Below are 22251 nucleotides of genomic sequence, written 5' to 3'. Positions count from 1 at the left end.
GGACGCAATGAGCAAGAAACCGACTGTGCTGGTGTTCGATCTGGGCGGCGTGCTGGTCGACTGGAACGGCATCGATCCGCTGATCCGCCTGTCCGGCGGCCGCCTCAGCCGCGAAGAGGCCAGGCTGTTCTGGATGCATTTCCACTGGACGGAAAAGCTGGATCTGGGCGCATGCACGCCGCTGGAATTCAGCGCCGCCATGGCGGACGAGCTGCGGCTCGACCTGTCGGCCGAGGCGATGCAGGCCCAGTTGCGCAGCTGGAACCGCGGCGCCTTCCCCGGCGCGCGGGCGCTGCTGGAAAAGCTGTCCGCCGACTGGCAGCTGGCGGCGCTCAGCAATATCAACAGCCTGCACTGGCAGCAGGTGAGCGAGGAATTCCAGCTGCTGGACCTGTTCGGCCACACCTTCGCCTCGTTCCAGCTGCGCCTGCGCAAGCCGCAGCCGGAAATCTACCGCCACGTGCAGCAGACGCTGGGGCTGGCGCCGGCGGACATCGCCTTCTTCGACGACAACATCGAATGCGTGGCGGCCGCCCGCGCCGAAGGCTGGCAGGCATTCCACACCATAGGCTTCGACAGCCTGCAGCGCACGCTGCGCGAGCAAGGCTGGCTGTAAGGCTTCGGGCGGAGCGGCCCGCGCTCCGCCGCCGGCCTCAGCCCAGCACGCCGCTGGCGCGCAGGAACAGGTACAGCGCCGCCAGCAAGCCTATCAGCCAGGACAACGAACGCAGCGAGGCCTTGTCCGCCAGATACAGCAAGCCATGCGTCGCCCGCGCCAGGATGAACACGGCGGCGGCGGCGTTCATCGCCGCCTCCGGCACCTTCATCAGCCAGGCCGCGACCACCGCGGCGGTCCAGGTCGGCAGCGCCTCCCAGGCATTTTGCTGCGCCCAGCCGGCGCGCTGCCGGTAGCCGCTGGCCCGCGCCGCCTCCTCGCGCGGCCGGTGATTGTCGTACTTCACCCCGGCCTTGGCGACGCCGGCCCAGATCAGCGGCAGCAGCGCCGCCAACAACAGACTCCACAATACGAACGGCATGGCGATCCTCCCTCAACGATTGCCCGGCTTGTCGCCGAGATAACGGCCGTCATCGAACGTCGCCACCCACTGCGGTTTGTAAACAATCAGCACCGCCAGCAGCAGCCCGGTCGTGAAGGCCTCCGACCACGACAGCAGAAAATAGTAAGGCACGGCGTCGTCCAGCAGCGTCTCCCACGGATACGCCCCCGCCGCCGCCAAGGCCGCCATGCCGCACAGGGCGGCAGCGAACAGGCTGGCGCCGGCGGCCAGGAAGCCGTTGACGAACACATAGACAAAGAAATGCGGCGGCAGGAAACGGCGCGCCAGGGCCAGAGCCGACGCCGCCACGCCCACCGCCGGCAACGCGGTCAGCAGCCAGTTCAAGCCCAGCGCCCGCCAGTCGGCGTGGCCGCCGGCCGCTAGCGCCGCCTGCACCGCGGCCAGGGCCAGCAGCGCCAGCCGCGGCCCCATCAGCAAGGCGAACAGGGCGCCGCCCAGCAGATGGAAGGACAGGCCGGGCAGCAGGCCGGCGCGCAACAGCCACAGCGCCAGGTCCAGCACGCAGGCGCCCATCCAGGCGTTGAGCGCGCCGTGCTCCAGCTCGCGCCAGCGCACCCCGGCGCCGGCCCAGGCCAGGGCCGCCAGCGCCAGCGCATTGGCCAGCCCGAGCGGCCACGCGCCAAACTGCAAAGCCGATAGATCCATGACGATACACTTGCGATCAGACTGCCTTCAGCATAACAGAGCCGCCGGACAAACTGGCGCGCTTCGTCGCCGCAAAGCCCTCCCTTTTGCCGCGCGGGCCGGTACAATACGCTTTTGGATGGAGACCCGCATGCCCGCCCTACCCGCTCAGCACCTGATTGCCCAGCAAGTTGGCCAAGCCCTGGCCGAAGACATCGGCCAATGCGATTGGACCGCCCGCCTGATAGACGCGGACAAGACCGGCGCGGCGCGGGTGATCGCGCGCGAGGACGCGGTGATCTGCGGCCAGGCCTGGTTCGATGAATGCTTCCGCCAGGTGGACAGCCGCTGCGCTGTGCAATGGCGGGTGGCCGAAGGCGAGTCGGTCGCCGCCGGCAGCGAACTGTGCCGTATCTCCGGCCCGGCGCGCGCGCTGCTCACCGCCGAGCGCAGCGCGCTCAACTTCCTGCAGCTGCTGTCCGCCGTCGCCACCGAGACCCGCCGCTACGTCGAGGCCGCGGCCGGCCACCGCGCCCGCATCCTGGACACCCGCAAAACCGTTCCCGGCCTGCGTCTGGCGCAGAAATACGCGGTGACCGCCGGCGGCGGCCACAATCAGCGCGTCGGCCTGTTCGACGGCATCCTGATCAAGGAAAACCACATCATGGCGGCCGGCGGCGTGGCCGAAGCGATGCGGCAGGCGCTGCAAGACCTGCCGCCCGGCGTGACGCTGCAAATCGAAGTCGAGACGCTGGCGCAACTGGAGGACGCGTTGGAGAACGGCGCCAAGCTGGTGCTGCTGGACAATATGTCGCTGGAGCAGATGCGCGCCGCCGTCGCCCTGAGCGCCGGCCGCGCCCAGCTGGAAGCCTCGGGCGGCATCGACCTGGACAGCGTGCGCGCCATCGCGGCCACCGGCGTCGACCGCATCTCGGTCGGCAAGCTGACCAAGGACATCCGCGCCGTCGACCTGTCCATGCGCTTCACCCTGTAAGCGACTACGCAGCGGCGGCGTTAGCTGTCATACTGAAGGGATGCCTTCCACAAGCCAAGCATACGTCTGCCGCCGCCCATGGACCTGACCCCGCGCAAACACGGCTCACGCTCCGCCCGCCATGCCAAGTGGGGGGCGGCGCTGTTTCTGCTGGTCACCCTCGGGCTGGTGCTGCTCGATCTCGCCGTCAGCTACCGCCAGGTGGAAAACGAGGCCGGGCACCAGGCCAGCGGCCTGAGCCAGCTGCTGGCGGAACGACTCAGCTCCGGCATCCACGAAGCCGGGCTGATCCTGCAAAGCAGCAACCAGATTCCGGAAGTCCAACACCTGCTGCGCAGCGGCGGCCAAAGCCCCGAGGCGCAGCAGAAGCTGCAACAGAAGCTGCAGCAGCAATTGCAGCTGGCGCCTTACCTCAGCCAAATCGAGATCGTCGACACCGCCTGCCAGACCATCTTCAGCAGCAGCCGCAGCAGCCTGCCGCGCTCGCGCCACAACGAATTCTGCCGCTGGCTGCACCGCATCGACCCGCAGGAAAGCAATTACACCGCCGTCACGCACAGCCCCACCGAGGGCGGCATCGTGCTGGCCAACAAGCTGCACGACGGCGACGGCAACCTGATAGGCATGGCCACCGGCCTGATCAACCACAACTTCTTCCAGGACGAGGTCAGCCGGCTGACGGTGGGCGAGCATGGCGAAATCCTGGTGCTGGACCAGCGCCAGCTCACCGTGGCGCGCTGGCCGCAGGTAGCCGGGCACGACCCGCAAAGCTACCGCCCGCTGCAGGCGCACATGATCCTGTCGCACGACGCCAACCAGACCCTGTTCAGCGCGCCGTCCAGCTTCGATGGCTCGATGCGGCTGTACAGCATGCGCCAGACCGGCAATTATCCGTTCCAGGTGGCGGTGGGCATCTCGCGGCAGGACTTCACCCGCTACGTCTGGGACAAGGCCTGGCTGGCCCTGCCCGGCTGGCTGTTCGTCGCCGCGCTGACCTTGCTGGCGCTGCGCAAGCACCTGTCCAATCTGCGCCAGCACCAGCAGCTGCTGCGCGGCAGCGAGAGAATCCGCGACAGCGAGGAGCAGGCCCGGCTGGTGCTGGACACCGCGCCGCTGGCGCTCTTGCTGGTCAACCCGCGCACCTGCCGCATCCAGCACGCCAACGCGCCGGCGCGCGAGCTGCTGCGGCTGCCGCCGCGCGCGCCGGACGAAAGCGCCAGCCACGAACTGAACCTGCCGCTGAAGCTGCAGCCGGTCGAGCAATGGCTGGCGGAAAACGAAGACGTGATGCAGCGCGAGGTGGAGCTGGAGCTGGAAGACCAAAGCCGGCTGTGGGCAATCGTCTCGCTGCAGAAACTGGGCCGCGGCAACCACCCGTCGTCGCTGATCGCGCTGTATGACATCTCGGGCCGCAAGCTGCTGGAGCAGCAACTGCACGAGAGCAATCTGCAGCTGGCCGAGATGGCGGTGACCGACCCGCTGACCCGCCTCTACAATCGCCGCCACGCCGACACGGTGCTGCGCGACGAAATCAGCCGCTGCGAACGCTATGGCCAGACCATGGCGATAGCGGTGTTCGATATCGACCACTTCAAGAAATTCAACGACCAGCATGGCCATCAGGCCGGCGACAACGTGTTGGTGGCGGTGGCCAACGCCTTGCGCGACACCACCCGCAACACCGACATCAACGCCCGCATCGGCGGAGAGGAATTCATGGTGATCTTCCCCTACACCCGCCTGCGCGACGCCCAGAAAGTGATGAGCCGCATGCAGATGGCGCTGACCCGCTCCACCGTGTCGGTGGTCGAGCAACCGATCACCTTCAGCGGCGGCATCACCGACTGGCGACCCGGCGACACGCCGTCGCAGATGGCGTCGCGCGCCGACAAGCTGCTGTACGAGGCCAAGCTGGCGGGCCGCAACATCATCCTGTGCGACCAGGAAACGCCCTGAAACGCCGTCGCTAGGCGCCGCCGGCCGCCAGCGCGTCGGCCAGCATCCACATCATCGCCGCGGTGGCGCCCCAAATGGTGTAGCGCTGCCACTCGAAGGACAGGTAGCGCCCGGCGATGCCGTCGCGGACATAGTCGTGCCGGCTGTAAGCGGCGCGATCCAGCAACAGGCGCAGCGGCACCTCGAACACCTCGGCCACCTCGTCCGGCGCCGGTGCCAATGCCAGCGGCGGCGTCAGCATCCCCACCACCGGCGTCACCACGTAGCCGGTGATGGTGACGTAGTCGGGCAGCCGCCCCAACACCCGCACGCCGGCCGGGTCCAGCCCGGTTTCCTCGCTCGCCTCGCGCAAGGCGGCGTCCAGCGTCGAGCGGTCGCCGCTCTCCACCTTGCCGCCGGGAAAGCTCACCTGGCCCGGATGGCTGGACAGATGTTCGGTGCGGCGGGTGAACAGCACCGTCGCGCCATCGTCGTGCCACACCAGCGGCAGCAGCACCGCCGCCGGCCGCAATTCCGGCCCCGCCGGCCGGCAAGGCAGATCCGCCACCTTGCCGGTGAAATCATAGGACTCAAGCCGCCGGGCAATCAGCGCGGCGGCAGCGTCTGCCTCCATCGACCACATATCGTTATCCTTTTACCGCCCGCGCCCGCCCAGCGTCGGCAAGGTCATTTCATTTCGGTGCGCCAACAGGCGCAGCGCCAGTCCGGACCAGAACAGCGCCTGCAACGACGCGACGCTGACCCAGCCCAGCCGGTCGGCCAGAAACAATCCGGCGGCCGCCAGTATCGACACCGTGCCATAGAAATCCCGATGCAGAATGAAGGGCACTTCATTGACCATCATGTCCCGCACCACGCCGCCGCCCACCGCGGTGACGAAACCCAACGACACCACGCCGAAGGCGTTCAGGCCGAACAGCAGCCCCACCTGGGCGCCGGCCAGGCTGAAGGCCACCAGCCCCAGCGAATCGGCGACGATGAACAGCCGCTCCAGCGTGCGGCTCTTGCGCCGGTGCAGGCCGGCCAGCCAGGCGATCCATACCGCGCCGGCGATGATGAACAGGTTGGTGTAATCGTAGAACACCAGCGGCACCCGTCCGACCAGCAGGTCGCGGATCACGCCGCCGCCGATAGCCGTCACCAGCGCCACGATGGAAACGCCGAGCAGGTCCAGCCGCTTGCGTATCCCCACCAGGTAGCCGGAAAAGGCGAAAGCCGCGGTGCCGATCGCCGAAAACCACTCCATCTGGAAAAACCGGCCGCTCCATTCCATGCCTCAATGTACCAAAAAAAATGCCAGACCGGCATGGTCTGGCATGTTTTGCGACTACGGCGCTCAGCGGCGCATCGAGTCGAAGAAGGCCTGGTTGGACTTGGTGGCCTTGATCTTGTCCTGCAGGAACTCCATCGCCTCCAGGTCGTCCATCGGGTACAGCAGCTTGCGCAGCACCCAGATGCGTTGCAGCTGGTCCTGCGGGATCAGCAGCTCTTCGCGGCGGGTGCCGGAGCGGTTGATGTTCATCGCCGGGAAGATGCGCTTTTCCGCCATCTTGCGGTCCAGGTGGATTTCGCAGTTGCCGGTGCCCTTGAATTCTTCGTAGATCACATCATCCATGCGGCTGCCGGTGTCGATCAGCGCGGTGGCGATGATGGTCAGGCTGCCGCCCTCTTCCACATTGCGCGCGGCGCCGAAGAAGCGCTTCGGGCGTTGCAGCGCGTTGGCGTCCACGCCGCCGGTCAGCACCTTGCCGGAAGCCGGCACCACGGTGTTGTAGGCGCGGGCCAGGCGGGTGACGGAGTCCAGCAGGATCACCACGTCCTTCTTGTGCTCGACCAGGCGCTTGGCCTTCTCGATCACCATTTCCGCCACTTGCACGTGGCGGGTGGCCGGCTCGTCGAAGGTGGAGGACACCACTTCGCCGCGCACCGAGCGTTGCATTTCCGTCACTTCTTCCGGACGCTCGTCGATCAGCAGCACGATCAGCACCGCGTCCGGATGGTTGGCGGTGATGGCGTGGGCGATATGCTGCAGCATCACCGTCTTGCCGGACTTCGGCGGCGCCACCAACAGCGCGCGCTGGCCGCGGCCGATCGGCGCGATCAGGTCGATGATGCGGCCGGTGATGTTTTCCTCGGCACGGATGTCGCGCTCGAGTTTGAATTGTTCGGTGGGGAATAGCGGAGTGAGGTTCTCAAACAGGATCTTGTGTTTGGAATTCTCCGGCGCCTCGCCGTTTACCTTGTCCACCTTCACCAGCGCGAAATAGCGCTCGCCGTCCTTCGGGGTGCGGATCTCGCCCTCGATGGAGTCGCCGGTATGCAGATTGAAGCGGCGGATCTGCGACGGGCTGACGTAGATGTCGTCCGGCCCCGCCAGATACGAAGTATCCGGACTGCGCAGGAAACCGAAACCGTCCGGCAACACCTCCAGCGTACCCTCGCCGAAAATGCTCTCGCCTTTCTTGGCCTGGTTTTTCAAAAGCGCGAAAATCAGATCCTGCTTGCGCAGCCGGCTGGCCCCGTCAATCTCGTTGGAAATGGCCATTTCAACGAGTTCGGATACGTGAAGATGTTTGAGATCAGATAAGTGCATAGCGGTCGTGAGGTCGACTCGGTAACAATTAGGCGGAACGCTAATTTGAGGGTGTGGAAGCGGAAACGAAACGGGCGGCCTGAATTTTATGCCACCCGTCTTGAAGATTGTGCGTGGAGAATAGACGCTTTAGATGTTGCTGTCAACGAAGGCCGTCAGCTGGCTCTTGGTGAGCGCGCCGACCTTGGTGGACACCACTTGGCCGCCCTTGAAGATCATCAGGGTGGGGATGCCGCGGATGCCGAATTTCGGCGGCGTGGCCTGGTTTTGGTCGATGTCGAGCTTGGCGACTTTCAGGCGGCCTTCGTACTCCTTGGAGACTTCGTCCAGGATCGGGGCGATCATCTTGCACGGACCGCACCATTCCGCCCAGTAGTCAACCAGCACCGGCAGATCGGACTGCAGCACTTCCTGTTCAAAAGAGTTATCGCTTACATGGTGGATGAGATCGCTCATGATTTCCTCGCTAATGGATTCAAGCCTGCTTAATTCCCGATGGTAACAAGCGGCGGCGGCCGCGGCAACCGGTCAAACCGCGGCGAAAATCCCCGCTCGCCAAGGGGCTTTGCGCGCCGCTGCGGCCTCCGGGTCCGCGCCGCCTCCCACTCGGCAAGTGCTGAAAACGGCCATCATTCGGTATAATGCCCCACTGTTTATATGAGAAGGACTCCAAATGGGCTTTCTGCAAGGCAAGAAAATCCTGATCACCGGCATGATCTCCAACCGCTCGATCGCCTACGGCATTGCCCAAGCCTGTCACCGGCAAGGAGCCGAGCTGGCGTTCACCTACGTGGTGGACAAACTGGAGGACCGCGTCCGCGAAATGGCGGCCGACTTCGGCTCCAAGCTGGTGTTCCGCTGCGACGTGCAGAATGACGACGAAATCAACCAGCTCTTCGTCGAGCTGGCCAAGGAGTGGGACGGCCTGGACGGCCTGGTGCACTCGATCGGCTTCGCCCCGCGCGAGGCGCTGGAAGGCGATTTCCTGGATTCGCTCAGCCGCGAAGCGTTCCAGATCGCCCACGACGTATCGTCCTACAGCTTCCCGGCGCTGGCCAAGGCCGCGCGCCCGATGATGCAGGGCCGCAAGGCTTCGCTGCTGACCCTGTCCTACCTGGGCGCGGTGCGCGCGATCCCGAACTACAACGTGATGGGCCTGGCCAAGGCCAGCCTGGAGGCGTCGGTGCGCTTCATGGCCGCCAGCCTGGGCAAGGAAGGCATCCGCGTCAACGGCATCTCCGCCGGCCCGATCAAAACGCTGGCCGCTTCCGGCATCTCCGGCTTCTCCAAGCTGCTGAACATGGCCTCCAGTCAGGCCTGTCTGCGCCGCAACGTGACCACTGAGGAAGTCGGCAACGCCGCCGCCTTCATGCTGTCGGACCTGTCGTCCGGCATCACCGGCGAAATCACCTACGTGGACGCCGGCTACAGCATCAACGCACTGAACGTGCCGGAATAAGCTTCCCGCCAACCGGCGGATGGCGATGCGAAGCGGGGCAATCCTGGATCAGGGTTTGCCCCGCTTCGCATTGCCCGCGGCTCCCGCTCAATCCGCCAGCCGCCCCTGCCGCCACTCCCGCGGCGTCAAACCGCATTGCGCCTTGAACGCCCGCGACAGCGCGGCCTCGCTGCCATACCCCACCTCGCTCGCGATCATCTTCAACTGCCGGCCCCGCAGCAGCGCCTGCTGCGCCAGCCGGACGCGCCAGGCCTGCAGATAAGCGCCGGGCGTGCTGCCCACCACGTCGCGGAACGCGCCGGCGAAAACGCTGCGCGACATTCCGGCAAGCTCCGCCAGCGCCTCCAACGGCCACGCCCGCCCCGGCTGCGCGTGCATCGCCGCCAGCGCCTTGCGCAGCCGGGGATGGGATAGCCCGGCCAGCATGCCGCCCTGTACCTGCCGGCTTTCCATCAACTGCCGCAGCACCAGGATCAGCACCGCCTCGAACAGCCTGTCCACCAACGCGTGGCGGCCGCAGTTGGCGCCGAACGCCTCTTCGAACAGCAGCGCCAGCACGCTGTCGGCGCCGGCGATGGCCGCCAGCGGCAGGCACACCATTTCCGGCAGCGCCCCGAGGATGGGGTTGTCAGCGCCGCCGTCGAAACTCAGCTCCGCGCAAGCCAGATCGGCGCCGCGCCCGGCGTCCGCGACGAAACGCCTGGCCACCGGCCGGGGGTAGAGCAGCAGGCTGGGCACGTCCACCCGCAGCGCAGGCTGGCCGGCGCGCATGATCTCCAGCGCGCCGGAGCGGATCAGGTGCAACTGGCCGCCCTCGCCCGGCGCGGCGAAATCGGTGACGCCGCACAAGGCTCCGGAATGGAACATCCGCGCGCGCACCGGAAAGTGATTCAACAAAGCCTCCAGCCTATCGGTGCATGCGTCGGCCACATTCATACTCCATATCAAGTTTTCGATACTTTACGTGACTTTTAGTACTCAACCCAAGCGTAAAGTTCGTTCTGCCAACCGGCACCAGCCATTCGCCAACATGCAAAGGAGCACCCCATGTCGATCGACACCATCCTGTACCGCGCCCACGCCACCGTCGCCGGCGGCCGCGAAGGCCATGCCGCCTCTTCCGACGGTGCCCTGGACGTCCAGCTGTCCATGCCGCGCGAACTGGGCGGCGCCGGCGGCCCCGGCACCAATCCCGAACAGCTGTTCGCCGCCGGCTACGCCGCCTGCTTCCTCGGCTCGCTGAAATTCGTCGCCACCAGGGAGAAAGTCGCGCTGCCAGCCGCCGCCAGCATCGCCGCCTCTGTCGGCATCGGCACCGTGCCCACCGGCTTCGCCATCGAGGCGGAGTTGCTGATCTCGCTGCCCGGCCTGCCGCCGGAAACCGCGCAGGCGCTGGTGGAAAAGGCCCATGTGGTCTGCCCCTATTCGCACGCTACCCGCAACAACCTCGACGTGCGCCTGCGCCTCGCCTGAGCCGCGCCCATCCCCAAGCGGAGAACCCTCATGAAAACCAAGCTCCATATCGTCGCGGCGTCGCTCGCCGCGCTTTGCGCCGGCTCCGCGCTGGCCGCCGGCAGCCCCGGAGTGGAACGCCATACCCAGGCTTTTCTCGAAACCCTGGCCCAAGGCGGCGGCCAGCCGCTGGAAACCTTGTCGCCGGCCGAGGCGCGCGATGCGCTGGCCCGCGCGCAAAAAGGCGCCAAACTGGCGCCGGCGGACGTCAGCGAGAAAATCATCTCCGTCGACGGCCAGCCGCTGAAGCTCACCGTGGTGCGCCCGGCAGGCGTCCGCGGCGCGCTGCCCGCCTTCATGTTCTTCCACGGCGGCGGCTGGATTCTGGGCGACTACCCCACCCACGAGCGCTTCGTCCGCGACCTGGTGGCCGACTCCGGCGCCGCCGCGGTCTTCGTCAACTACACGCCGTCGCCGGAGGCCCGCTACCCGGTGGCCATCCGCCAAGCCTACGCCGCCACCCGATGGGTGGCGGAACACGGCGCGGCAATCCAGGTGGACGGCAAGCGGCTGGCGCTGGCCGGCAACAGCGTGGGCGGCAATATGGCGGCGGCGGTCGCCCTGATGGCCAAAGCCGGCGGCGGCCCGGCATTGCGCGCCCAGGTGCTGTTCTGGCCGGTGGCCGATGCCGACTTCGAAGACGCCTCGTATCGCGAATTCGCCGATGGCCACTTCCTGACCCGGAACATGATGAAATGGTTCTGGGACGCCTACACGCCCGACCCGCGGCAGCGAAGCGACATCTATGCCTCCCCGCTGCGGGCGGCGCCGGCGCAACTGCGCGGATTGCCGCCGGCGCTGATCCAGACCGCGGAAAAGGACGTGCTGCGCGATGAGGGCGAGGCCTACGCCCGCCAACTGGACGCCGCCGGCGTAGACGTGGTCGCCACCCGCTACAACGGCATGATCCACGACTTCGGCCTGCTCAACGCGCTGTCCGGCCTGCCGGCCACCCGCGCGGCGCTGCACCAGGCCAGCGAGGAGTTGAAAATGCGCCTGCGCTGACAACCCAGCACGTTGGCATTGCCCGGCGGCGCGAAGCGGTGTATCACTACATCGCCGCGCGCCGGATTTTCCCGCCGGCCAACCCTGGAATGGATCACCGACAGACGACATGCCCGACAACGACCATCAGCTGGCCGCCGATATCGCGGCCCAGGCTGCCGAGCTGCTGAACCAGCTGCGGCAAGGCAACACCGCCGGCGACAAGGCGCTGGGCGCGCTGGGCGACGCCAAATCCGACGCGTTGATCGCGCATCTGCTGCGCCAGGCCAGGCCCGATGACGGCCTGCTGTCGGAAGAGTCGGCGCCCGACGACGCCCGGCTGCGCTTGCGCCGGGTCTGGGTCATCGACCCGCTGGACGGCACCCGTGAATACAGCGAGCGCGAGCGCGATCGCTCCGACTGGGCGGTGCATGTGGCGCTGACCGAAGACGGCCTGCCCACCGCCTGCGCGGTGGCCCTGCCGGCGCTGGGCCAGCTGTTCTCCACCGCCGCGCCGGCGCTGGCCGGCGCGCCGCCGGGTCCGATCCGGATCTTGGTCAGCCGCAGCCGGCCGCCGGCCATCGCCGAGCGCGTGGCCGGGATGCTGGGCGCCGAACTGGCGCCGATGGGCTCGGCCGGCGCCAAGGCGATGGCGGTGCTGCGCGGCGAAGCCCACGCCTATCTGCACAGCGGCGGGCAATACGAGTGGGACTCCTGCGCGCCGGTCGGCGTGGCGCTGGCCGCCGGCCTGCACGCGTCGCGGCTGGACGGCAGCCCCTGCCGCTACAACCAGCCCGATCCCTTCATGCCCGACCTGCTGATCTGCCGGCGCGAGCTGGCGCCGGCGCTGCTGGACGCCATCGCCCGCGCCCAGGCCGAATCCGCCTGAGCGCCGCCGCTCAGGCGGGCGGCGGCGGATCAGCCGCCAGCAGCTTCTTCAACGCCTCCATCGAGTAATAGAAAGCCTGGTCGAGCTGGTCGATCAGGCAGGCGGCCGCCGGCAGATCGCCTGCGCGGCCCAGTTGCTCCAGCGTCGCGCACAGCGCCGCCAGCTGCAGCGCGCCGACGCTGCTGGCGCTGTTCTTCAGCGAATGGGCGGTGCGGAACAGCTCGCCGCCGTCCGCTTTCTTCACCGCCTCGTGCACCGCCATATGAATGCCCGGGCACTCCTGCATCCAGGCCTCCAGCATCCTGGGCAGCAGTCCGGCGCGGATGTCGCGTATCGCCTGCAACACCTGCGGCTCTATCCACTCGCCGCCCGCCACCGAGGCTTCGGCCGGCGCCTCGCTCTCCGGCGCGGCCTCTTTGCCCGCCGCGCGCAGCCAGCGCGCCAGCGTGGCAGCCAATTCCCGCTGCGTGAACGGCTTGGCTAGGTAATCGTCCATGCCCGCCTGCAGGCAACGCTCCTTGTCGCCCAGGCCGGCGTTGGCGGTCAGCGCCACGATGGCCAGGCGCGCGTCGGCGCCCCGCTCCTTGTCGCGTATCGCCCGGGTGGTCTGCCAGCCGTCCATCACCGGCATCTCGCAGTCCATCAGCGCCAGGTCGAACTTTTCCTCGCCCAGCAGAGCCAGCGCCTCCTGCCCGTTGCTGGCCACCCTGACGCTGCAGCCCATGTTCTGCAGCATCGCCTGCGCCATTTCCTGGTTGACCAGATTGTCCTCCACCAGCAGCACATGGCCGCTCAGCTTGCCGAACGCGCGCTCCTGGCGCTCCTGGCGCGCCGGCCCGCGGCCGGCCGGCTGGGCGTCGGGCTCGCGCGCCTGGATCAGCGCGTTGTACAGCTCCGAGCGCCGCAGCGGCTTGGTCAGTACTTGGCGCGCCAGGCTGGCGGCGTCCTTCAGTTGCTGGAAGTCATCGGCCGCCGAGCTGAGGATGATGGCGGGCGGCATCGCCTCGCCCAGCCGCTGCCGCGCCTGAGACAGGAACATCAACCCGTCCAGCTCCGGCATCATCATGTCGGACAAGACCAGGTCGAACTGCTGCTCTCCCTTCGCTTCTGCCAGCCGGTCCAGCGCCGCCAGCGGGCTTTGCAGCGCGCATACCCGGCAATGCCAGGCCGTCAGCTGCTGCTCCAGGATTTCCAGATTGGTGGCGTTGTCGTCGACCACCAGCACCCGCAGCCGGCTCAGCCGCTCGACCGGCGGCGGCGGCTGGGTTTGCGGGCCATTGGGCAGGGTCAGCCGGAAATGGAAGCGGGTGCCCACGCCCGGCTGGCTGGCCAGCTCGATGCGGCTGCCCATCATGGCCATCAGCCGCTGCGAGATCACCAGCCCCAGGCCGGTGCCGCCGAAGCGGCGCGTAGTGGAGCTGTCGGCCTGAGCGAAGGGCTGGAACAGCCGGCTCTGCTGCTCCGGCGTGATGCCGATGCCGGTATCCTCCACGCTGACCTGGCAGCTGGTTTCCCGCTCGCCGCGCCCCTCCAGCGCCACCCGCACCACCACTTGGCCGGCCTGGGTGAACTTGATGGCGTTGCCGATCAGATTGGTCAGCACCTGTCCCAGCCGCTTGCTGTCGCCTATCACCTCCACCGCCGACGCCGGCTGCGCGCACAAAAGCTCCAGCCCCTTGCCGTAAGCCACCGGGGCCAGCCGCTCCACGATCTCCTCCACCAACAGGCTCAGGCAGAAAGGCTGGCGGTCCAGTTCGAACTTGCCGGCCTCGATCTTGGAAAAGTCTAGGATGTCGCTGATGATGCTGAGCAGGTTTTCGCCGGAGCGGTGGACCACGTTGACGTAATGCCGCTGGCGCTCGTCCAGCCGGGTTTTCAATAGCAGGTCGGCCATGCCGATCACGCCGTTGAGCGGCGTGCGGATCTCATGGCTCATCACCGCCAGAAATTCGCTCTTGGCGCGATTGGCCGCCTCGGAGGCGTCGCGCGCCTCGGACAGCGCCACCGACTGGCGCTGCAGTTCGCCCAGCGCCTGCTGCAGCTGGCCATTGGCCTCTTCCAGCGCCAGGCGGCGTTTTTCCAGCGCCGCCTCGCGGTCGTGCAGGGTTTGGTACATCCGCACCCGGTTCAGCAGCAGGTTGTCGTCCAGCGGCTTCATCAGGTAGTCCACCGCGCCCAGGCCATAGCCGCGGCCGATGAACTCCTCGGCCTTGAAGATGGCGGTGACGAAGACGATGGGAATGCCCCGCGTGCGTTCCGTCATCTGCAGATGGCTGGCGGTCTCGAAGCCGTCCATGCCGGGCATCTGAACGTCCAGCAAAATCAGGTCGACATCGCGCTCCAGCGTGCGCAGCAGCGCGTCCTCGCCCGACCCCGCCTCCAGCACCTCGCAGCCGGACAGGCGGGACAGCAGCGCCCGCAGCGTCACCCGGTTGCTCTCGTTGTCGTCCACCACCAGGATGGCAAACCGCTTGCTCATGCTTCCGCGCTCCTGCCGATGCGATAGATATGGCTGCCGCCGCGGCAGGGCTCGAAGCCCTCCTCCAGCGCCAGCCGGTGCAAGCCGTCCTGCGGCCCCAGCGCCAGAAAACCCTCCGCGTGCAGCGAGCGGGCGAAGCGGCGCAGCACCTGGCGCTGCAGTTCGGCGTCGAAATAGATCAGCACATTGCGGCACAGTATCAGCTGGAATTCATTGAAGATGCCTTCGTCGGTCAGCGAATGGCGGTGGAACAGAATGCGCTGGCGCAGCCTGTCGTCCATGGCCAGGTAGCGCCCGTTGCCGGCCAGATAGGCGTCGAACAGCCTGGGCCCGCCGCTGGCGAGGTAGTGCTGGCGGTTGAGCGCCAGCGGCGCGCTGGGAAACAGCCCGCTCGCTCCCAGCTCCAGCAGATAGGGATTCAGGTCGGTGGCGAACAGATGGCTGCGGTCGAGCAGGCCCAGCTCGTCCAGCACGATGGCCAGCGAATACGCCTCCTCGCCGGTGGAGCAGCCGGCCGACCACAGCTTGATCATCGGAAAGCTGGCCAGATAGGGCAGGATCTCCTCGCGCAGTTGCTTCAACTGCGCCGGGTGGCGGAAAAAACTGGTGACGCCCACCGGCAGCTCGGCGCACAACCGCTCGAACAGGGCGGCGTCGCACAAGACCGCGCGCTGGAATTCGGCGAAGCCGCGCAGATTGAACTGCCCCATCAGATTGACGATGCGCCGCTTCAGGCTTTCGCGCTGGTAATGGCGGAAATCGTAGCCGTAATGGCTGACCAGCGCCTGCAGGAACAATTCCAGCAGCGCGCCGTCGGGCCTGGCGGCGTCGCCCATCGCCGCCGCGGCCGCCACGCTGGCGATGGCCGGCAGCTTCATGAGGAAATCGTAATGGCCGGCGTTGCGGGCGTTGTCCGGCATCACTCGCGCCGGCGCGCATTCGTCGCCGTCCTCGACGATGACGCAGGAACCGGCGGCGCGCAAGGCGGCGCAGCCGTCCACGCCGTCGCTGCCGTAGCCGCACAGCAGCACCGCCAGCACGCCGTCGCCGTATTCGCCGGCCAGCGATTCGAACAACGCGTCTATCGACGGCCGAGCGAACTGGATCTGCCGGTCGCGGGTGAGGTAGACCAGGCCGTGCGCCACCCGCATGTGGTGGCCGGGCGGCGCCACATACAGCGTGCCGGCTTGCGCCGGCGTCAGATGCTGCGGCATCAGCACCCGGTATTCGGTGCGCGATTTCAGCAGCTGATCCAGCAGATTGATCTGGTTTTCCTGCACATGCTGGGCGACGAACACCACCATATCGGACAAGGGCAGATGTTCGACGATGTGCAGGATGCGCTCCAGGCTGAGCGCCGATCCCGCCAGCGCCAGCGCCCGCAGCGGCGGCCGCTCCCCGGCCGCGGGCGGCTGGGCGGACACCTGCCGCACCGGCAGCCCCAGCCGCATCAGGCTGTGCGCCAGCAGCGCGTGGTAGGCGACGATCTTCAGCTTGCCGCCCGAGTCCAGCCTGGCCGCCAACGCCGCGATCAATTCCGCGGGCAGCAGGTCGGCGTCGTAGAAGCACAGCTCCAGCATGTCGTCGGCCGGGCCGCGCAGCAGCTCCTGCAAGGCCGCGCGCTCGTCGGCGGCGTCCAGCCGGCCCAGGATCGCCGCCCGGCACAGTTCGCCTTGATGCTGGAGATTGACGCTCACGTCTTGCGCCCCGCGCACCACTGCGCCGCCTTGGCCACCAGCACGTCGTAATCCACCGGCTTGGACAGGTAGTCGTCGGCGCCGGTAGCCAGAATCTTCTCGCGCTCGGCCGGCAACGCCTTGGCGGTGATCGCCACCACCGGGATGGCGGCCAGGGCCGGGTCGGCGCGGATGGCCGCGATCGCCTGGTAGCCGTCCATTTCCGGCATCATGATGTCCATCAGCACCAGGTCCACCGGCTGCTGCGGCAGAAACTCCAGCGCGCGCCGGCCGTTGACCGCGGAAAACAGCTTGGCGCCGTGCCGCTCCAGCGCGGCGGTGATCACGAACAGATTGCGCGGGTCGTCGTCCACCACCAGGATCTGCCTGCCGGACAGCAGCTTGCTGTCGCCGCCCGCCGCCGGCGTCTTGCGCGCCGCGTGCTGTCTGGGCACGTCCTGCAAAAAGCGCTCCACGTTTTCCATCAGCCGCTGGCCGGCCTGCGGCGCCTTGACGATCACGCAATCGGAATAGGCGCGCAGCGCCGCCTCCTCCTCGTCGCCGGGATGGCTGTCGGCGTAAAACACCAGCGAGATCGCGGCGTCGGCTTCGCGCAGCGCCGCCGCCGTCACCAGCGCGTCGGCCGCCGGCCCGGCGCCCAAGTCGATGATGGCCAGCTGGCAGGGCTTTTGCCGCAACAGCGCCGGCCAGTCGGCGTCCGGCGCGGCCGCCACGATGGCGCCGCCGTCGCGGCCCAGCAGCGACTGCACCTCGTCGCCGCGGATGCCGCCGTTTTCCACCACCAGGATGCGCTCGCCGCCCTTGCTGCCCACCGCGCTGATCAGCGTCGCCTCGGCGGCTGCCAGCAGGTGGTCGGCGGCGGGCTTGCTCAAGAAGCCGATGGCGCCCTGCTGCAGCAAGGCTTCGTCGCGGTCGCGCGCGGAAACGATGTAGACCGGCAGGCTGGACAGCGCCGGCCGGGTCTTGATTTCATGCAGCACCTGCGCGCCGTCCATGTCGGGCAGGCCGAGGTCCAGCAGAATGCCGTGCGGCCGGTACTGTCCGGCCAGAGCCAGCCCATCGGCCCCGTTCTGCGCCAGCAGCGTCTTGTAGCCCAGCCGGCGGTTCATGCCGACCAGCATCTGGCCGAACACCGGGTCGTCGTCTATCAGCAGGATGATGCGGTCGCCGGGGCTCACCGCGCCGCGGTCGTCGCCCGGCGCGTCCAGCCGCGGGCGCGGCGCGGCTGCCGGATGGCTGGCCGCGTGGCCCGGCTGCGGCTCGGCCGCCGCGCCGGCCTCCGGCAACAGCACGATGAACTCGCTGCCCTCGCCCGGCGCGCTCAGCAGCTCGATGGTGCCGCCCAGCATCTGGGCGAAGCGCAGGCTGATGGTCAGGCCGAGGCCGGTGCCGCCGAACTCGCGCGAGGTGGAGCCGTCGGCCTGCTGGAAGGCTTCGAAGATCACATTGCGCTTTTCCTCGGGGATGCCGATGCCGGTGTCGCGGACGCTCAGCCGGATCGGCAGCGGCTGGTCGGGATGATGGCTGAGGCGGAAGGTGACGCCGCCCTGGCGGGTGAACTTGATGGCGTTGGTCAGCAGATTGCGCAGGATTTGCGACAGCTTGTCGGGGTCGGACACGAAGTGCCGCCGCAGCTCGTCCTCCACTGTGAAGCTCAGGCCCTTGTCCCGCGCCACGTGTTCGAACATGCCTTGCAATTCCGAGCACAGATCGCGGCTGCTCACCGGCGACAGGTGCACGTCCATGCGGCCGGCCTCCACCTTGGACAGGTCCAGCACGTCGTTGATCAGCCGCAGCAGGTCTTCGCCGGAGCGGTGGATCACCTGCGCCCACTTCAGCGCCTCGCCCTCCACCTTGCCGTCCTCGTCGCTGACCATCATCTTGGACAGCAGGATGATGGAGTTGAGCGGCGTGCGCAGCTCGTGCGACATATTGGCCAGGAATTCCGATTTGTACTGGCTGGCCTGGTCCAGCTGCCTGGCCTTGGCCTCCTGCTGCCGCCGCGCCTCGTCCAGCTCCAGGTTTTGCTGCTCCAGCTGCTGCTGCGACTCCTCCATCTGCGCGTTGGTCTGCTGCAGCTCCTCGGTCTGCTGGCGCAGCAGCTGCTGCGCTTCTTCCATCTGAGCATTGGTCTGCTGCATCTCCTCGGCCTGCTGCTGCAGCAACTGCTGCTGCTCCTCCATCCTGGCGTTGCTCTCGCGCAGCTGCTCGCTCTGCTGCCGCATTTCCTTTTCCGACGCTTCGCTGGCCGCCAGCAGCTTGCGGATGTGCGCGCGCTGCTCGGCGACGAACAGGAAAGACGCCAGCATGCCGCCGACATTGGCCAGGAACTCCTGCTTTTTGTCGTCGAAACGCTCGAAGCTGGACAGTTCTATCACGCCGACCAGCTCTTTTTCGTGCAGCAGCGGGTAGGTGTAGGTAAAGCGCGGCGTCTCCAGCAGGGTGCCGGTGACGATGGGCGCCACGTCTTCATTCGACACCTCGAGGATGATGGGCTTTCTCTCGCGCGCCACCTGCCCCACCGCGCCCTCGCCCAGCTGGAAGCTGGCGCCGATGTGGTTGCGTTCGGTATACATATAACTGCCGATCAGCAGCAGCACCTGTTCAGACTCCTGGTACAGGTAGAACACGCCGCGGCCGGCGTCCAGGTAGCGGCCTATCATGCCGATGGCCGAGTCGGCTAGCTGCTCGGTGGTCAGGTCCCCAGTCAGCGCCGCGGATATCTGGCCATAGCCGTCCTTCAGCCAGTTGCGGCGCTCGTCCTCGCTGCGGGCGCCGCGCAGCATCCGTATCATCTCGTTGATGGCGATGCCGAGCTTGTCCTGGTTCGACGCCAGCTGCACCTCCTGGCTCAGGTCGCCCTGGCCGATCGCGTAAGCCCGGCTGGCCAGCCTGTCCAGCGCGTCGACCAGTTCCTGCAATCTGGCCATCAGGCTGTTGCCGTCGCCCTCCCGCAGCCGGATGTCCATGCTCAGGTCGCCTTCAGCCAAGCGGGAGGCGATATCGGCCGCTTCGGTCGGCTCGCCGCCCAGCCGGCTGAGAATGGAACGGCTGGTCAGCCAGCCCAACAAACCAATCGCCAGCAACATCGCCGCGCTGATGACCAGCGTCAGCTGAATGGCGCCGCGCTTGGTCTGCGCCGCCTCATCGGAAAACTTGCGGGCGATCACCATGTTGTAGTCGATATGGCCGTCTATCATTTTTTGCAGCTGGATGGACAGCGGGTCCAGCGCCAGCAGCATCTGATGAACGTTGGCGACGCTTTGCGCGTCGTTGCCGCGAATGGCGAGAATGGGCTCCAGAACGGACTGGAATTTCTGCCACACCGGTTTTTCCCGCTCCAGCCAATCCTTGTCGGTCGCGTCGGCAAAGCAGCTGCCCCCATCGCAGCCATTGGTTTCATAACTGCGGATGGCGTCGCTGACTTGTTCGCGGGCGGTTTGCAGCCGCTGCTCTATCTTCAGCCGCAAAGCCCGGTCCTCGTCGTAATCGAGGCGGCCGACCTGGATATTGACTTCCAGAAAAGCGCGCCGCAGCTCGCCCAATACTTTCAAGCTGGGCACCGCGTTGATATTGCCGAAATTGGCGCCGTCGTAGACTTTCTCCAGCAAATACTGCTCCAGCGCGGTGAGCATGGCCAATCCCAGCAAAGCGGTGGCCACCAGCAAGGCCATATTCTTGCCGACAGTGAGTTTCATGCGAGTCTCTCCGGATAAGGCCTGCGCGGCGCCGCATTCAATTTTGCAGTTTAGACAATCAGCGAAACTACTAAGGCTTTAAAAAGGAACTAGACTGGAGGCAGGCTGTTAAGCGGAATAGCATGAACAGGGAGGAAGCCGATGCCGGCGCCAGGCGACATTCTGGTGGTTGACGACACCATGACAACCCTGATGATGCTCTTGGCGCTATTGTCCACCGAGGGTTATCAGGCAAGCTCCGCGCAGAGCGGCGCCGAGGCGCTGGAACTGGTGCGCAAGCATCCTCCGGATTTGATCCTGCTGGATTTCAGCATGCCGGACATGGATGGGCTGCAGGTATGCCGCCAGCTCAAGGCCAGCTCCCGCACCCGCGACATCCCCATCCTGTTCCTCAGCTCCATCGCCGACACCCAGGCCAAGGTGGACGGCTTCGCCGCCGGCGCGGTGGACTTCATCGGCAAGCCGTTCGAGCGCAGCGAGCTGTTGGCGCGCGTCAACACCCACCTGGACCTCGCCCGGCTGAAAAAGCGCCTGAGCAAGCTGGTGGACGAAAAAACCGAGTCGCTGCGGCTGAGCGAGCAGCGCTTTCGCGCGATGATCGAACAAGCGCCGGAAGCCATCATGGTGTACGACCTGGACAGCAGCCGCTACGTCGACGCCAACCAGCAGGCCGAGGCGCTGACTGGCCGGCAGCAGAAGGACTTGATCGGCATGACGCCGGTGCAGCTGTATTCGCCGGAACAACCGGACGGACTGCCTACTGCCGAAAGCGTGCGCCTGCACGCCGCCAGGGCGATGAAAGGCGAGGTGCAGGTTTTCGAGCGCGTCATCGCCCGGCCCGATGGCAGCAACATGCCCTGCGAAGTGCGGCTGAGCAAGCTGCCCAGCGAAACCGGCCGCCTGCTGCGCGTCAGCTACATCGACATCTCGCCCCGCGTCGCCGCCCAGGAGAAGATCAACCGCCTGGCCTATTTCGACGCGCTGACCGGCCTGCTGAGCCAGAGCGGCCTGCTGGAGAAGCTGGACAATCTGTTCAACATCCGCCAGGAAGCCAATCTGCAGGGTTTCGCCATGCTGTTGATCGATCTGGGCGACTTCAAGTCCATCAACGACGTCTACGGCAACAGCGTCGGCGACCTGCTGCTGTGCGAAGTGGCGGAACGGCTGCGCCGGCTGGCCGGCGCCGGCAATCTGATCTCGCGGCTGGCCGGCATCGAATTCGTGGCGGTGCTCAGCGGGATCCACAGCCGCGAAAAAGCGGAACAGGCGGCCGACGAGGCGCTGGAGGCCCTGTCCCGCCCGTTCATCATCGACGAGATGACGCTGAACATCACCGTCAGCATAGGCGTCAGCCTGGGTCCGGAACACGGCGCCAGCGGCCAGGAACTGCTGCGCAACGCCGACATGGCGCTGTACAAGGCCAAGCAGCAAAGCAAGCGCCGCGTCCAGGTGTTCGAGGCGGCCCTCAGCCAGCAGATGCGGGAACGGGTGGAGCTGGAAAAGGAGCTGCGCCACGCCATCGAGGAAAACCAGCTGGTGCTGCACTACCAGCCGCAGATCGAGCTGGCCAGCGGCCGGGTGGTGGGCGTGGAGGCGCTGGTGCGCTGGCAACACCCGCGGAAGGGTATGATCCCGCCGGCCCAGTTCATCCCGATCGCCGAACAGTCCGGCCTGATCCTGCCGCTGGGACGCTGGGTTCTGCAGGAAGCCTGCCGGCAGCTCAGCCGCTGGCAGGCCAAGGAGCCAACCCGCATCCGCATGGCGGTGAACCTGAGCGTGGCGCAATTCACCGACCACGAGCTGCCGGAATTCGTCGCCGGCATCCTGAAGCAAACCGGCATCCCGCCCAGCAGCCTGGAGCTGGAAATCACCGAGTCCTGCGCGATGTTGTCGCCGCAGCAGTCGATAGACATGATGCGGCAATTCCACCAGATGGGCGTGCTCAGTTCGATAGACGATTTCGGCACCGGCCATTCGTCGCTGGCCTACCTCACCCGCTTCCCGCTGGACACGCTTAAAATAGACCAATCGTTCATCCGCAATATTTCCAGCGACGAACGCGACACCGCCCTGTGCGACACCATCGCCTATCTGGCGCACCGGATGGGCCTGCAGGTGGTGGCCGAAGGCGTGGAAACCGATGAGCAGCTGACCTTCCTCACCAGCATCCACGTCGACGTGGTGCAAGGCTATCTGCTGTGCAAGCCGCTGCCGGCGGCGCAGGTGGAAGCCTTCATCCTGCAAAGGCCGGACCAGTCGCCGCGGCCCGGCGTCGAATACTTCTAGC

18 protein-coding genes are annotated in these 22251 nt (G+C 66.8%); 8 read left to right on the top strand and 10 right to left on the bottom strand.

All coding sequences use genetic code 11. The annotated features are described in order from the left end of the window. The first annotated feature begins 7 nt into the window (after nt 1-7). Nucleotides 8-616 carry an HAD family hydrolase gene (locus MY55_RS04315; protein WP_052257997.1) on the top strand — a complete coding sequence of 203 codons (609 nt, stop codon included), beginning with the start codon at nt 8-10 and terminating at the stop codon, nt 614-616. A 37-nt stretch (nt 617-653) separates the two neighbouring features. Here the strand turns inward: MY55_RS04315 and MY55_RS04310 are convergent, their stop codons facing one another. Both MY55_RS04310 and MY55_RS04305 read right to left on the bottom strand, forming a co-directional pair. After that, nucleotides 654-1037: an MAPEG family protein gene (locus MY55_RS04310; RefSeq protein ID WP_065202018.1), complete on the bottom strand. Its 384-nt coding sequence runs from the start codon at nt 1035-1037 to the stop codon at nt 654-656. A 12-nt stretch (nt 1038-1049) separates the two neighbouring features. Continuing rightward, nucleotides 1050-1724, bottom strand: a complete 675-nt coding sequence (locus MY55_RS04305; protein WP_043574048.1) for an energy-coupling factor ABC transporter permease — start codon at nt 1722-1724, stop codon at nt 1050-1052. A gap of 130 nt (nt 1725-1854) precedes the next feature. On the opposite strand from MY55_RS04305, the gene nadC reads away from it, so the two are divergent. Beyond that, nucleotides 1855-2697 carry a carboxylating nicotinate-nucleotide diphosphorylase gene (gene nadC / locus MY55_RS04300; protein ID WP_047236902.1) on the top strand — a complete coding sequence of 281 codons (843 nt, stop codon included), beginning with the start codon at nt 1855-1857 and terminating at the stop codon, nt 2695-2697. A 78-nt stretch (nt 2698-2775) separates the two neighbouring features. After that, nucleotides 2776-4653 (top strand): sensor domain-containing diguanylate cyclase, encoded by a 1878-nt coding sequence (locus tag MY55_RS04295; protein WP_052257998.1) that lies wholly within the window; start codon nt 2776-2778, stop codon nt 4651-4653. A 10-nt stretch (nt 4654-4663) separates the two neighbouring features. On the opposite strand, the gene MY55_RS04290 is transcribed toward MY55_RS04295, so the two are convergent. The 4 genes from MY55_RS04290 to trxA all read right to left on the bottom strand — a co-directional run bounded on the left by MY55_RS04290 (nt 4664) and on the right by trxA (nt 7705). Next, entirely contained in the window at nt 4664-5266 is a 603-nt protein-coding gene (locus MY55_RS04290) for a CoA pyrophosphatase (RefSeq protein WP_236687604.1), read from the bottom strand. A gap of 21 nt (nt 5267-5287) precedes the next feature. Beyond that, on the bottom strand, nt 5288-5899 hold the full coding sequence (locus tag MY55_RS04285; protein ID WP_043574174.1) for a trimeric intracellular cation channel family protein: 612 nt from the start codon (nt 5897-5899) through the stop codon (nt 5288-5290). A 90-nt stretch (nt 5900-5989) separates the two neighbouring features. Next, the gene (gene rho, locus MY55_RS04280; RefSeq protein ID WP_043574056.1) at nt 5990-7246 is read right to left on the bottom strand and encodes a transcription termination factor Rho; all 1257 of its coding nucleotides are present in this window, start codon (nt 7244-7246) and stop codon (nt 5990-5992) included. A gap of 129 nt (nt 7247-7375) precedes the next feature. After that, nucleotides 7376-7705: a thioredoxin TrxA gene (trxA, locus tag MY55_RS04275; protein WP_197465998.1), complete on the bottom strand. Its 330-nt coding sequence runs from the start codon at nt 7703-7705 to the stop codon at nt 7376-7378. Nucleotides 7706-7919: 214 nt separating this feature from the next. On the opposite strand from trxA, the gene fabI reads away from it, so the two are divergent. Beyond that, the gene (fabI, locus tag MY55_RS04270) at nt 7920-8705 is read left to right on the top strand and encodes an enoyl-ACP reductase FabI (protein WP_043574063.1); all 786 of its coding nucleotides are present in this window, start codon (nt 7920-7922) and stop codon (nt 8703-8705) included. A gap of 87 nt (nt 8706-8792) precedes the next feature. Here the strand turns inward: fabI and MY55_RS04265 are convergent, their stop codons facing one another. After that, complete coding sequence (locus tag MY55_RS04265) at nt 8793-9641, bottom strand: AraC family transcriptional regulator (RefSeq protein WP_043574065.1); 849 nt, start codon at nt 9639-9641, stop codon at nt 8793-8795. Nucleotides 9642-9752: 111 nt separating this feature from the next. Between MY55_RS04265 and MY55_RS04260 the strand changes: the two genes are divergently transcribed. The 3 genes from MY55_RS04260 (at nt 9753) to MY55_RS04250 (ending at nt 12090) form a co-directional block, all read left to right on the top strand. Continuing rightward, on the top strand, nt 9753-10178 hold the full coding sequence (locus MY55_RS04260; RefSeq protein WP_043574068.1) for an organic hydroperoxide resistance protein: 426 nt from the start codon (nt 9753-9755) through the stop codon (nt 10176-10178). A gap of 30 nt (nt 10179-10208) precedes the next feature. Beyond that, entirely contained in the window at nt 10209-11222 is a 1014-nt protein-coding gene (locus MY55_RS04255; protein WP_043574070.1) for an alpha/beta hydrolase, read from the top strand. 109 nt (nt 11223-11331) lie between these two features. Continuing rightward, on the top strand, nt 11332-12090 hold the full coding sequence (locus MY55_RS04250; RefSeq protein ID WP_043574072.1) for a 3'(2'),5'-bisphosphate nucleotidase CysQ: 759 nt from the start codon (nt 11332-11334) through the stop codon (nt 12088-12090). 10 nt (nt 12091-12100) lie between these two features. Here MY55_RS04250 and MY55_RS04245 read toward each other — a convergent pair whose 3' ends face one another. The 3 genes from MY55_RS04245 to MY55_RS04235 are packed head-to-tail and all read right to left on the bottom strand — an operon-like array spanning nt 12101 to nt 19964. Further along, nucleotides 12101-14569 (bottom strand): response regulator, encoded by a 2469-nt coding sequence (locus tag MY55_RS04245; protein WP_065202017.1) that lies wholly within the window; start codon nt 14567-14569, stop codon nt 12101-12103. Beyond that, the gene (locus MY55_RS22445; RefSeq protein WP_146008459.1) at nt 14566-16266 is read right to left on the bottom strand and encodes a chemotaxis protein CheB; all 1701 of its coding nucleotides are present in this window, start codon (nt 16264-16266) and stop codon (nt 14566-14568) included. Before MY55_RS22445 ends, MY55_RS04245 begins: the two co-directional genes overlap by 4 nt. Further along, complete coding sequence (locus MY55_RS04235) at nt 16263-19964, bottom strand: response regulator (RefSeq protein WP_065202016.1); 3702 nt, start codon at nt 19962-19964, stop codon at nt 16263-16265. Before MY55_RS04235 ends, MY55_RS22445 begins: the two co-directional genes overlap by 4 nt. Before the next feature lie 141 nt (nt 19965-20105). Between MY55_RS04235 and MY55_RS04230 the strand changes: the two genes are divergently transcribed. Continuing rightward, the gene (locus MY55_RS04230) at nt 20106-22250 is read left to right on the top strand and encodes a putative bifunctional diguanylate cyclase/phosphodiesterase (RefSeq protein WP_043574077.1); all 2145 of its coding nucleotides are present in this window, start codon (nt 20106-20108) and stop codon (nt 22248-22250) included. Nucleotide 22251 lies beyond the last annotated feature (1 nt).

The organism is Chromobacterium subtsugae, assembly GCF_001676875.1.
Lineage (GTDB): Bacteria > Pseudomonadota > Gammaproteobacteria > Burkholderiales > Chromobacteriaceae > Chromobacterium > Chromobacterium subtsugae.
Note: the sequence above shows the minus strand (reverse complement) of the source record. Positions and strands in the feature narration are given on the sequence as shown.